The 11923-nt window shown below is 63.7% G+C and carries 14 protein-coding genes; 11 read left to right on the forward strand and 3 right to left on the reverse strand.

The annotated features are described in order from the left end of the window. Positions 1 to 98: 98 nt before the first annotated feature. The 8 genes from ACR81A_RS04610 (at position 99) to ACR81A_RS04645 (ending at position 7434) form a co-directional block, all read left to right on the forward strand. The gene (locus tag ACR81A_RS04610) at positions 99 to 689 is read left to right on the forward strand and encodes a hypothetical protein (protein WP_440312808.1); all 591 of its coding nucleotides are present in this window, start codon (positions 99 to 101) and stop codon (positions 687 to 689) included. A 275-nt stretch (positions 690 to 964) separates the two neighbouring features. Beyond that, positions 965 to 1315, forward strand: a complete 351-nt coding sequence (locus tag ACR81A_RS04615; RefSeq protein ID WP_440312809.1) for a hypothetical protein — start codon at positions 965 to 967, stop codon at positions 1313 to 1315. Between the two features lie 224 nt (positions 1316 to 1539). Further along, complete coding sequence (locus ACR81A_RS04620; protein ID WP_440312810.1) at positions 1540 to 1956, forward strand: LPXTG cell wall anchor domain-containing protein; 417 nt, start codon at positions 1540 to 1542, stop codon at positions 1954 to 1956. A 119-nt stretch (positions 1957 to 2075) separates the two neighbouring features. Next, entirely contained in the window at positions 2076 to 2690 is a 615-nt protein-coding gene (locus ACR81A_RS04625; RefSeq protein ID WP_440312811.1) for a hypothetical protein, read from the forward strand. 26 nt (positions 2691 to 2716) lie between these two features. Further along, complete coding sequence (locus ACR81A_RS04630) at positions 2717 to 3409, forward strand: signal peptidase I (RefSeq protein WP_440312812.1); 693 nt, start codon at positions 2717 to 2719, stop codon at positions 3407 to 3409. Continuing rightward, positions 3406 to 4842 carry a hypothetical protein gene (locus ACR81A_RS04635; protein ID WP_440312813.1) on the forward strand — a complete coding sequence of 479 codons (1437 nt, stop codon included), beginning with the start codon at positions 3406 to 3408 and terminating at the stop codon, positions 4840 to 4842. Before ACR81A_RS04630 ends, ACR81A_RS04635 begins: the two co-directional genes overlap by 4 nt. A 65-nt stretch (positions 4843 to 4907) precedes the next feature. Beyond that, the gene (locus ACR81A_RS04640) at positions 4908 to 6989 is read left to right on the forward strand and encodes a hypothetical protein (protein WP_440312814.1); all 2082 of its coding nucleotides are present in this window, start codon (positions 4908 to 4910) and stop codon (positions 6987 to 6989) included. Positions 6990 to 7227: 238 nt separating this feature from the next. Further along, positions 7228 to 7434: a hypothetical protein gene (locus ACR81A_RS04645; RefSeq protein WP_440312815.1), complete on the forward strand. Its 207-nt coding sequence runs from the start codon at positions 7228 to 7230 to the stop codon at positions 7432 to 7434. Here the strand turns inward: ACR81A_RS04645 and ACR81A_RS04650 are convergent. Further along, positions 7431 to 7856: an ester cyclase gene (locus ACR81A_RS04650; RefSeq protein WP_440312816.1), complete on the reverse strand. Its 426-nt coding sequence runs from the start codon at positions 7854 to 7856 to the stop codon at positions 7431 to 7433. The two genes, ACR81A_RS04645 and ACR81A_RS04650, sit on opposite strands and share 4 nt — an antisense overlap. Before the next feature lie 330 nt (positions 7857 to 8186). Here ACR81A_RS04650 and ACR81A_RS04655 point away from each other — a divergent pair, with 330 nt between their 5' ends. Together ACR81A_RS04655 and ACR81A_RS04660 are read left to right on the forward strand one after the other, a co-directional pair. Beyond that, positions 8187 to 9908: a sodium:solute symporter family protein gene (locus ACR81A_RS04655; RefSeq protein WP_440312817.1), complete on the forward strand. Its 1722-nt coding sequence runs from the start codon at positions 8187 to 8189 to the stop codon at positions 9906 to 9908. After that, entirely contained in the window at positions 9905 to 10042 is a 138-nt protein-coding gene (locus tag ACR81A_RS04660; protein WP_202381734.1) for a putative transporter small subunit, read from the forward strand. Before ACR81A_RS04655 ends, ACR81A_RS04660 begins: the two co-directional genes overlap by 4 nt. Before the next feature lie 44 nt (positions 10043 to 10086). Here ACR81A_RS04660 and ACR81A_RS04665 read toward each other — a convergent pair whose 3' ends face one another. Beyond that, positions 10087 to 10629: a YaeQ family protein gene (locus ACR81A_RS04665; RefSeq protein WP_440313127.1), complete on the reverse strand. Its 543-nt coding sequence runs from the start codon at positions 10627 to 10629 to the stop codon at positions 10087 to 10089. 149 nt (positions 10630 to 10778) lie between these two features. Here ACR81A_RS04665 and ACR81A_RS04670 point away from each other — a divergent pair, with 149 nt between their 5' ends. After that, on the forward strand, positions 10779 to 11345 hold the full coding sequence (locus ACR81A_RS04670; protein WP_440312818.1) for an NADPH-dependent FMN reductase: 567 nt from the start codon (positions 10779 to 10781) through the stop codon (positions 11343 to 11345). On the opposite strand, the gene ACR81A_RS04675 is transcribed toward ACR81A_RS04670, so the two are convergent. Beyond that, a complete protein-coding gene (locus tag ACR81A_RS04675) occupies positions 11342 to 11923 on the reverse strand; it encodes a MarR family winged helix-turn-helix transcriptional regulator (RefSeq protein ID WP_440312819.1) in 582 nt (193 codons plus the stop codon). The two genes, ACR81A_RS04670 and ACR81A_RS04675, sit on opposite strands and share 4 nt — an antisense overlap.

Genomic DNA, 11923 nt, shown 5'->3' on the forward strand with positions numbered 1-11923 from the left:
CGGTAGTTCTCACCGACTGACATCGCTAGGGGTCGCTGGGCACGAACCGTATGGGACGGGCCCAGCGACCACGATGAAGTCCTGCACCCAGGAAGCACATGACAATCCTCACCCTGCAACGATCTGAGCGTGTGAAAGCGCTTATCGCGTCCGGAGTGCTCCTCGGCTGTCTCGCGCTCGCCTCCGCGGCGGCGTTCACCAGCAGAGGAACCGCGGAGGTGTTTATTGATGGCAGCAACAATACGTTCACGCTCGCTGTAGCCGGTTCCACACAAGACTCCTGGCAACCGACAGGCGCCGAGTGGGCCGACAGCTCAACCGCCGCGCCCGCTGCGGCAGTCGATACTGGCGGAGAACCGATGGTGTTTGCGGTCAACGAGCCCGAATCGATTCGCGTCGCTGTGAAGAACCAGAGCGAGCGGCTTGTGGGAACTGTCGCTCTCGCAGTGACAGCCACCGCGACTCCCGAGGTGCTCGACCACCTGTACGTCACCATTCGCTCTCAGCACGCCACGCTCGTGCGCGAGATACCCCTCTCCCGGCTCCGCGGAATTCCGTGGGCAGCGGACCTCGCTCCGGGGCGCCACGAGGTGCTTGACGTGACCATCGAACTCCGTCCGGCCCCTGCACCGCTTCCCTCGGAGAATCCTGTCACCGTCCATTTCAGTTTCACCGGAGAGAATCGATGAGTCACACGCACCCCCGCGGGTATCGCATACGAGCAGCGCTCTCGGGCACTGCACTGCTCGTCATCGCTGCGATCGGCGCAACTTCGGCTGCCCTCACAGACCGGGCGACACTCAACTTGGGTGGCGAAGACGGAGTTGGCAACCCGACCAGATTCTCCATCCAAGTGCAAGACGGGAACGGGGAATGGCAGGACGCTGCAGACGAGAGTTCTGCCGTCGAATTGCCTTTCACAGGTGCAGAAAGCCCGGTCACTGTCGGCATTAACACTGAAGTGGTGCTCTCCACGAACTTCCGGATCGCGCCAGACGCGCCGGCAGGTTTCGCCGTACCGGCACTGGCTCCACCCCAGAGCGGTTGTAGCGATCAATGCGTCGCCCTGTTCAAGTACCTACGGTTTACTGTTGCATACGACAACGGGCCTCCTTTCGCGACAGACCTCACGGTACCCGAACTGAACGCCCTTGACTCGATGAAGATCGATGGTCTCCTTCCCGGGATTCAACACACGATTACCATCAGCGCTTCGCTCGACGCTTCCTTCGCGCTCGAACCCGACCTGGACGCGTTTGCAACCGAAACGAGTGGGGTCACAATTCAGTTCAACGCGGAATCGAGTGCACCATGACACGCTTAGCCGCCCTGATCTGCCTGGTCGTCGTTGCGTTCCCTCTCGCTTCAGCACCCGCTGAGGCGGTCCCACACGGGCCTGTCATGTCTGCGGTGGGCACCCGCGACACCACTGTCCCTGAGCAGGACGAATTGCCACCGACTGCGCTCATCTCAGTCACCGGACCAAGCTCCATGCCCGTCCCAGGGCCTGGGCACGAAACTCACGCAGAGTTCACCGTGGTGAATCGCACCGATACTCTCTTACCGCTCTCGTTTCGAATCTCCAGCGATGAATCGGCACTCGTTACGACCGGTGAAGACCTCTCGCTCACGCTGTCAGACGGGCAAGAGCGCGTCCTGAGCGCTGCGCTGCGGAATCTCAACGGCGCCTCCAGCCCCACCGTGAAACTCGCGCCTCTCACCCCCGGCGAAAGCCGCGTTCTCCGAGGTGCACTCGCTCTCGAGCAGTCGGCAGGCAACGACTACCAGGACCTCAGCGGAAACCTGCGCATCAGTTTCGAGGCCACCTCAGAGACTCCGCGACTGGCAGAAACAGGCGCGACGCGCGATCCCGCAGCCGTAGCGCTCGCCCTCGCCCTCGCCGCGGGTGGCGTCCTCTTGTTGACCCGTCGAACCCCTGAAAGCACACGCAGATGAGACACATACTTCTTTCCCGCGCCGTGCAGGTCTGCGCCAGAGCCTTTGCTCGCCTCGCACGCCTTGCTCGGAAACCCCAGCGTCCCGGCAAACCAGCGCTTGTAATCGCTCTCGCCGGAGTGACGGCCGTTGTCGTGTTCGGTGCGGCAACGCTGCTTACGAGCGCTGCATTCCGCGACAGTGCACTCATCAACCTTGCTGATAGCGGCACCGGGGTCAGTGTCGCGCCGTTTGATATTGCGGTCGTGATGCCCCCCAACTCGCCGGACGCCGGAACAGTGCGCCAGGCAGACACCCCGGCTGGCGTCGGTATCCCCATCGACAATCCCCGCAATCTCGTCCCGGGAGGGCAAGTGAGTACCGGAGATCTCATTGTGTTCAACAACTCCGAGCGAACATCAGCTGCCGCGACGATGCGCATCATCGATACGACGGATAGCAGCGCGACCAGTCTGGTACCTGCGCTCCGGTTTACCGCGATCACTTCGCAGGGCGGCACGGAGACGATCCTATTCGAAGATAAGCCCCTCGCTGAGGCACACTCAACGCTCGGGAACCTCGCGCCTCGGGGCAGCGCCCCGCAGAACGAGGGGGACGGCTACACGCCGGGGCCAGATAGCAGCGCGCAGACGATCGTCCTCAAGATCGAGTTCCCTGACTCTGCAGCAGCGGCTGCACTCAACGGTGGAACGGCGAACCTTGCGCTCCAACTTGATGCGAGCAGCGCACGATGAGGGTGCTGTCACAGGTGATACGCCCTTTGCGTTCTGCGCTGCTCACCGCCGGGGCCGTCGTCGGTGCGGTGTGTGCGCTGGCGGTCGCCGCGAGCCTGGTCTTCGGGGTGAGCGCGCTGAATGTCATCTCAGGCTCCATGGCACCCGGGATTCCAACGGGTTCAATAGTGTTCGCGAAAAACGTGCCCGCACCGGAGATTCGCCCTGGAGACATTGTGACCGTCGAACGGCGGAGCTCCGGCAACGACATCGACGGACTCGTGACTCACCGAGTTGTTGAAGTGCTTCTCCCCGAGGAGCGATCCGACGATGCTGCAGACGAAAACAGGCCGCAGGACACTCTCGGCGAGAACGGACGCCGGCTCGTGCTGAAGGGAGACGCAAACGCCCTCCCTGACTCCGACCCCTATGCCGTCGAAGCAGCGAGTCGATATCTCTTCCACGTCCCCTTCCTCGGGAACGTTTCACTCTTCCTGCAGACTCCGTTCGGTCTTTCGATCCTCCTCGTGTGTGCGGCTCTTCTCGCGTTCATGTTCTTCCTCCCGACCACGCCCCGAGCTGGCTCAACGCGAGCTCGGCGAGCCTCGGAACAGTCAGATCCGGCCGGGGGCGACCACGGAGCGGACGACGCGACCCATCGGCGGCACGCGCCGGAGGCCCCTCCGCAGAAGAATTCCAGCCAAGCAACGTACTCAGATAACAGGACACCAGGATCATGATCATCTCTCAGCGTTCGCCTCGCCCCGTCTCCTTTCGCCGCCGGCATGAGTCTCGACGTTCGTGGCGTTTCGCGGGGGTCGCTGGCCTCCTCGCGCTCGCGCTGGTCCCCTCGACTGTGAGTGCTTTCCAGGACCAGGCTTTTGTGCGCAGCGACGCGATCGGAGTCAAGATCCCCGAAACGATTGTCGAATACGAACGCGCTGAGCGTCTTGGCGGGCAGTTCGCAATGGCGTACGGCGAGCAGCGCCTCTATGTCAGCATGAGTGATAAATTCCTTGTGTCGATTGATCCAGTCTCTCTGAAGGAGAAGAAACGGATCGAGGTTGGAGACGGGTGTGTTGGCCCGATCAGCACCAACCGCTACGGCGTATATCGAGCCCCGGAAATCGTGCCGGGAGACTCTGAGTGGCTCATGTACGGGCAATCAGCGCTGCGACGCTGGGACCAAAGCTCCGAGTTCCGGCTCCACTATGACGCAAAACTCGCGAATATGAGCGAGCTTGTTCCGGCGCCAGAGCCACTAGTCGAATGCCAGAGTGAGCGAAACCCCGACTCGCGGATGTCGGGCCAATGGATTACCGGCGGGAGTTCTAACCCGCTGGTTCGCTGGGGCGGGAATCCGTATAAGGATGCCCTGATCCACTCAGCCCGACCTCCCGTTGGGCTCGGGTGGAACAGTAACGAGAACATTCGTAAATCTCAGGGTGGGATGACGCTCGGCACGGTGTCGGGCGAGGTGGATTCTCCCACGCTCAATCCACTTGACCTGGGCATGGCTGCCGCATTTGGGCCGAACTATTGGGTACACCTCTACGTGCTGTCGCGTGCAGGGGATGAGATGTATGTCACTGCCTACGACGTGACTGAATGGAACGAAGGCATAGGCCTTCACGAGTTGCCCCGGCGCCTTTGGATGAAGAAGCTCGAGCTTCCAGCGGGCGAACGAGCCGACCATGACTCCACCTGGCGGCTGCACCTCGACCGACGCCAGGGAACCATGTACGTCGCTGGGAACATCACGGTCATTCGAGATAACCAGTACCGCGCCGAGGGGCGCGTTTTCGAGGTTCCCTTTGACGCCGGCGCCCCAGCAATCGCGTTGCCGCCTCCAGCGTTTCCCGTCGAGGAGTCCATCCTCGACGAGACGAACGGTGAGTTCATCCTTTCCACCTTGACCGTTGAGACTGCCGACCCGCTCAACCCTGTGCCCGCGGGCGGTGCCGAACTTGTGACCTACGACATCGAACGGGGCAGTGCAGCGCTCAATACGGTGATTCAGAAGAATGCCGTGGAGAACGTGCGAGCCGTGTCAGGGATGGAGGTCAACGAACTGACGGGAGACGTGCTGCTCGGCGCCCTCTATTGCGGAGGGAAGCCGATTGTTCCATGTAATAACTCGGTTCCCTCAATTCTCAAGATCAAGCGGCTGTAACCAGCCTGCAGCCCCACGGAGTGATCCGCACCGAACCGAAAAGAGCACACGCCATGAGAAAACTATTGAGCAAAGCCAGCGCGGGAGTCATCGCAGGAACAGTCGCGTTCGCGGCCGTGTTTGCCGCCGCGGGCGCCGCCCAAGCTACCCCTGCAGAGCTCACCGAACTGCACCAGCTGAGCCCATCCGACGGGTCACGCGCCGGATATTCCACGGCGATGAGCGGAAAGTACATCGCCTACACCGACGTCTGGGGCGCCTCTGTCGCAGTCTCCGTCGCCACCGACGACACGCTGACACAGTGGGATACCAGCCGGGTGACTGTCGCGAATCCTCCGGCTGCGTTCGGCAAACGCGTTGCACTCAACGAGGACGCGACCAAGCTCTCGGTTGCCGGGGCCGGTGTCGTGGTGCAGTTCACACGCAATAGCCTGAACGACTGGACGGAAAGCTCTCGGTACACGGCTCCGGCCGATACCTCACGTGTCACGCGGATCGCCGAGTCGTTTGGAGAAGCCTTGGCCGCAAGCGGCGACCTCATTGTCGTCGGAGCGTCAAACGCCACAGTGGACGGTCACGCCAACACTGGCCTCGCGTACGTCATTGACAGCCGCAACGGGTCCACTCGGGAGCTCCTCCCCACGGAAATCCGTCCGGGGAGCATCACCGGTCAGACGGTTGCTATTTCAGGAGACCATATCGCGGTCAGTGCAGTGCAGAATACCGACGATGCACTGAGGCGCGTCGGAGGGGTGTACCTGTGGGATGTCTCTGCTCCCGTGGGCACGGAACCCGGGTTCGCCACGCAGCCCGTCGACGACGCGACGGTGTGCCTGCCGAGTGGCGGGGGCGGCCCCGCGTTCGGGTTCGCGCTCGCGTTCCAGGGGGAGTCTCTCTTTGTGGGCTCCCCGGTCGAAGCAAATTTCACCGGCCCCCAGGCTGACCCCGAACACGGCTGCAATCGCTCCTCGATTCAGTCTGGCACCACAACCCAGGGTGCCCTGTATCAACTCGATCTGTCGCTCACCCAGCAGGGTGCCAAGCTGTTACCCCCGCAGCACAGTGAAAACTTCGGGTCGTCGATCGCTGTTTCTGGCGAGACCATTCTCGCCAACGCTGAGGTGCGGCCTGCCGCCCAGGGTGAGGTGCACGTCTACTCGACGGGCGTCTTCACTGCGACCACCGAGGCTACGATCGCACCGGAGCCTGTGCAGACCCTCCGTGCGTCAGACGCGACGGATCGCGATCAGTTCGGCTACACCCACTACGACTCAGCGATCCGCGCGACTCCGGATGCCGTTGCTGTTGGTGCACCGTTTGCTCGAGGAAAGGCAGGATCCGTCTATATGTTCGGCCCCCAGCGGGCGGCAAATGTTGTTCCCGCCGTGACAACGACCGACGCGCAGGGTGCCTACGGCGCAGTGTACGCACTCTCCGCCTCTGTCACTGGACAGAGCGCAGCAGGAAGTATCGCCTTTGCAAGCGCAGGCGCGGAATGGGGGAGTGTGCCAGTGGTCAGCGAGACGGCCGAATTTGAGCTCGATTCACTGCTCCCGGTGGGCGACCATGTCTTTACTGCCAGCTATTCGGAGGATGGAGGAGTCACGGTGCGCGCCGAGGCACAGGGCACCGTTTCAGTGCTTCAAGCAGAAACCAGTACGACGCTCCTCTTGGGCACGGCACCCAAACAGAGCTCGAGTTCATCCAAGGTTCGTGTCGAAGGCGCCGTCTCTGGAATACACGGTACGGCCCCCGAAGGGAGCGTCGAAATTGCGGACAGTAATGGGACGACGCTTGCAGTCTTGTCGCTCGACACGGCTGGAACCTACTCGGGAATACTTGCTGCTCCCACGGAAGACGTTGGGATAACCGCAAGGTTTTCTGGGGATTCCAACCATCACCCATCCAATTCGAAAGCTCTGTCGCTAGGCGCGACAAACCAGACACAGCCGTCGGCTCCAGCCCCGCCTCGGAAGCCAAGCAGTGAACGCCCGACTCAGCACACGCCGACAGAATCAAAGCTTGCTCAAACAGGGCAGAGCGGTTTTGGGCTGGTTGCTGGTGCGTGTGCGGTCATGCTCGGAGGAGGGGCGGCTCTCCTGGCCAGCCGGATGAGACGACGACGGATATCTGGTGGAGGCGTGTGAACCGCGCATTGGCTTCCCGGATCGGCTCGGCGCGGCGCAAAACTGAGATCCCGCCTGACTCCCGGAGGCGCGAGATCTCAACCTTATTGGCTGCGCACATCCACGCGGCGGTGCCCAGAAGGCTCGAGAGCGCGGTCGGTGTGGCGAAGCTGGCCTGCGGGGCAACGACACGCCCGGAGTGAAGTCACCGAGCCTGAGAACTCCCGGTGAGGGGTGTGAACCGGGTATCTTCGATGGTATGACTTCCCAAAGCTTCCTCCGTCTCCCCGAGTCTGTTCAAGTTCTCGTGACCGAAGGCCTTGACGCCGAGGTGCAGAACTCGTTCGCTCGGATCGAGGAAGCACAGGCCGCGGGTGATGAGACGCTCGTCCGCTTCCTGGAGGGCGACATCATGCGTGCCTCGGCGCTGCGCATGAAGATCACCGGGGAAGACCCGAAGATCTAGCGTTCAGCAGCGGCGAGCTGCGCGGCGAGTCCCGCAGCATCCTGCTGAATCCAGTACTCGACGATCAGGCCGTCGGCAACGCGATACACCGCGCTGCCGACGGCCTCGATCGTTGTGCCGGTCGGGGCGTGGCCGTCGATCTCGCCCACGTGCGCGCCATGCTGAATCCACCGGGCGTACGCGCGATCCCCATCGACCAAAAGCTCGTCGATCGCGAACTCGAACGGGCCGAACATCTCGAGCATCTCCTCGACGTGCTCCTCGTAGTTCGCGGGGGAGCGATCGATCGTCTCGCGCGCGGCGGCTCGGACCTGGTGGGCGCGCACGCTGGGGGCCATGAACTCCGCCGCACGGTGCGGTTCGCGTCCGCTGCGAACGGTCTCCAGGAATGCGGTCACGGTGTCGCGGGTGCTTCGGCTCATGCATCGATTCTGGCATGGCTGGCGCCCTCTACCCGCGCACGAATGAGGCGCTCCTCTCCGCCCCGATTGGCCCTTCGTCGCAGAAACCGATAGGTATGGTGTGGGCGACTTTGCCCAGAACTCCGTCGAAAGGGGAGCCCTATCCATCCGCCGGTACACGTCCACTCTCACACAAGACCTCTTGCCAACCCCGCGCCGCTCCGCGAGCGCCTGATCGATGTCACGCGGCGATTCACGCCGTCGGACCTCATTCCCACTTAGCGTTCTTTCTTTTCACCATTCGGTTTCCGGCACTGACGCCGACCATCCGTATCTTGAAAGGAACACGCAATGACAGAGCTGCAACAGCTCTCGGGCCCGGTTGTTCTCGGGCTCTTTATTCTCTTCTTCGGCGCGAGCCTCATCATCTCGCTGCGCATCAGCCGGAAGCGTGAGAACGCCGACGGCTACATGACCGGCGGAGGCCGCATCGGCTTCGGCATTTCCGCCGCCTCGATGACCGCAACCTGGATCTGGGCTGCATCGATGTACGCCTCGGCCACCTCCGGCTTCCAGTATGGCCTCTCGGGTCCGATTCACTACGGACTCTGGGGCGCGCTGATGATTCTGCTGATCTACCCCTTCGGGCGGCGGATTCGGCAGGTTGCGCCCCGTGCGCACACCATCGCGGAGGTGATGTTTGCGCGACACGGCCGCTCAAGCCAGCTGATGCTCGCGGGCTCGAACGTGCTGGGCAGTGTGATCAGCCTCACATCGAACCTCATCGCCGGTGGTGCGCTCATCGACATGCTGTCGCCCTTCACCTTTACGCAGGGCATCATTGCGATCGGCGCTGGTGTGCTGCTCTACACGCTGTGGGCCGGGTTCCGCGCCTCGGTGCTTACCGACTTCATGCAGGTGCTCTTCATGTTGGGCGCTGTGGTGATCATCATCCCCGTCGTGTTCTTCGCCGCGGGCGGCCCCGAGCTGTTCGAGACGGGAGCGCATCGCCTCACGCCTCAGCAGGCGAACTTCTTCTCATCGGACGCGTTCTTCAACCAGGGCGCGCCCTACATCGCCGCAGTGCTCGCATACGCGATCGGCAACCAGACGATCGCGCAGCGCCTCTTCGCGGTGCGCGAGGACCTCATCAAGAAGACCTTCGTCACCGCGACGGTCGGCTACGGCGCCACGATCATCGGCATCGGCATGCTCGGCGTGATCGCGCTCTACGCGGGCATCGAGCCCGCGGGCGGCGACGTGAACAACCTCATCCCGCAGCTGGCGGCCACGTACCTGCCGCCGGCGCTGCTCGCGCTGTTCTTCATCATGATCATCGGCTCGCTCTCATCGACCGCGGACGCAGATCTGACCGCGCTCGCGTCGATCGTGATGGCCGACATCTACGGTCAGAACGTGGCGGGGAAGGGGCGCGCGAACCCGCGCACGATGGTGCTCATCGGGCGCATCACCATGATCGTCGCGGTGACCGCGGGAATCTTCTTCGCGGGATCGCAGCTCAACATTCTCGATCTGCTCGTGTTCGTCGGCGCGCTCTGGGGCGCGCTGGTGTTCCCCGTGATCGCGAGCTTCTATTGGGATCGCGTCACGAACGCCGCATTCAGCGTCGCGGTGGTCGCGGCACTTGCGGCATTCCTTCCGGTGCGCTTCGAATGGGTTGAGCTGAGCGGGGGCGTGGGGATCCTGAGCGACGTGCTCGCCACCATCGGCATCGGCGTGGTGCTCGGCCTCATGGCGTTCGGCTTCTTTGGGCGCCGCGTCGCGCTCGTGGTGGGCGTGCTGTCGACGCTCGCGGCAGCGCCGTTCGCGATCGGATTCCTGCACCTGTACCCGGTGCTTTCGGGATCCCTCGTGGCGTACGCCGTGAGCACGATCGTGTGTGTCGCGCTGACGCTCGCCTCACGGAAGGCGCCGTTCGACTTCGCGCTGATCCGTGAGCGCACGGGTGACTTCGATCCGATCCCGAACGAAGAAGAGGCCGCGGGCGCCGCCACGAGCAGCGAGCTCACCGCGCCGGGAGCCCCGACCATGGCAGAAAGGACACACGCATGACCTGGAACACTGTATTGCTGACCCTGTACGTGCTGATCTGGCCGGTGCTCGTGGCGGGCACGCTGACGGTGATCGTGCGCGCCTTTGTGAAGGAATGGCGCGAGGCGAAGCGCGAGGGGCGCTCCATCATTTAGCATCGTGCCACGCTCGGCTCTGGGGGCCGCGGGTGCCGGATCGGTTACGCGATCCGGTGCTCGTGGATCTCGGAGCTGAGCGCGGTTCCGTTCACCTCGAGATACAGCTGGCCCTCGGTCACCGAGACCGTCATCGTATTGCGGCGCTCGAGCAGCGGCACGATGGAGTCGATGAAGCCAGGATCGAACGAGCGGATCGGGATCTCGGCTGCTGCGTGAATCGTCTTCCCCTGCCAGTTCGGCATGAGGCGGGCGGGGTCGCGGTGCGTGTAGACGGCCGCTCGGTCGGCGAGCTTGCTGCCGTGGTGGAGGCGCTGCGCGTCGGGGGCGCCGATCTCAATCCAGGCGGTGATCTGGCCGGTGAGATCGCGCACCAGCACGGCGGGCTCATCGGCGTCTGAGACCCCACCCGCAGCGAACGTGATGCCCTCCTCGTACTCGAGGCAGTAGGCGAGCACGCGGGTGGCGAGGTATGCCGCGGTCTCCGAGGGGTGGCGCGCGGCCCGGAGCTGGAGGTCCTCGTAGACCCCGCGGTCCACGTCCGCCAGCTGGATGTCGAAGTTGTGGATCGTCGCGCCAATAGCCATAGTCATCGAGCCTAGTGGGCGGCGGGTCACCCCGGGTTCCGATCGAGAAAAGCGATGCGCCGCCGTGCCCGACGGGTTACGCTCGGCTCACAGGCCTGGGGCTGAGTGTTCCGCCCGATGGCACGCAGGATCGCGAAAGGACCCGCTCGATGACCACCTACCGCGTCGGCTTTCTCGTCGGCAGTATTTCCTCGACCTCGATCAATCGCAAGCTCTCACTCGCGCTCACCCGCCTGGCGCCGGAAGCGGGCCTCGAGTTCTCGGAGATCCCGATCTCCGGCCTGCCGTTCTACTCCGCGGATCACGACGCGGACATTCCTGCGGCGGCCGCGGAGTTCAAGCGCGCCATCGAGGCCGCGGAGGCCGTGGTCATCGTGACGCCCGAGTACAACCGATCGGTGCCGGGGGTGCTGAAGAACGCGCTCGACACCGCGAGTCGGCCGGGCGGGCAGAACAGCTTCACCGGCATCCCGTCGGCGGTGATCGGTGCTTCGGGTGGCCGCATTGGCACGGCCGTCGCCCAGCAGCATCTGCGCTCCATCCTGTCGTTTCTGAACTCGCCGGAGATGGCGCAGCCGGAGGCGTACATCACCATGCGCGACGGAATGATCACCGACGAGGGTGAGGTGACCGACGAGTCGACCCGCGGCTTCCTGCTGCGGTGGCTCGAGGCTGTGCACGCGCACGTGGCGCAGGTACGCGGCGACGCAAACTAGTCCGTGGCGCCCGGTTCCTCGTTCGCCCAGTCGAGGTCTGCGATGTCAATCTCGCGGGTCATGTCGGTGAGGAACCGGGTGACCGCGGCCCGCTCCTCGCTCGTGAGACGCGCAGCCGCGTGGAACCGCTTCGCGTGCTGCGCGCCCACCGTGCGGATCGCCGCCTCGCGCGTCTCGCGGGTGATACTGATCGCAAAGGCGCGGCGATCCTGCGGGTGAATCGCACGCGAAATGTGGCCGTCACGCTCCAAGCGGTCGAGGAGCTTCGTTGTGGACGGCGTGGTGATCCCGAGGTGTGCGGCGATTGACCCCGGGGTCGCGATGCCACCCTGATTCTCCGTGACGATGAGGAAGTGCAGCGCGCGCATGTCGGTACGGCCGAGCTGCATGTACTTGAGCGAGGCTTCGGAGAGGCGGTCTTCGGCCTCGCGTAGTGCGCCGAGGGCCGCCATGAGTGCGCCAATCTCGGTGAGGTCTTCGCCCGACATGCCTCGCCGATCGACGAGTCGGCTCTCCGGATCGTTTCCGGCCACGTCGTACATCCCGGGAGTGCGGGGGAGTGGCTCGGTCGCAGACAT

This window comes from Leucobacter chromiireducens, assembly GCF_051993095.1.
In the GTDB taxonomy this organism is placed as follows: Bacteria; Actinomycetota; Actinomycetes; order Actinomycetales; family Microbacteriaceae; genus Leucobacter; species Leucobacter chromiireducens.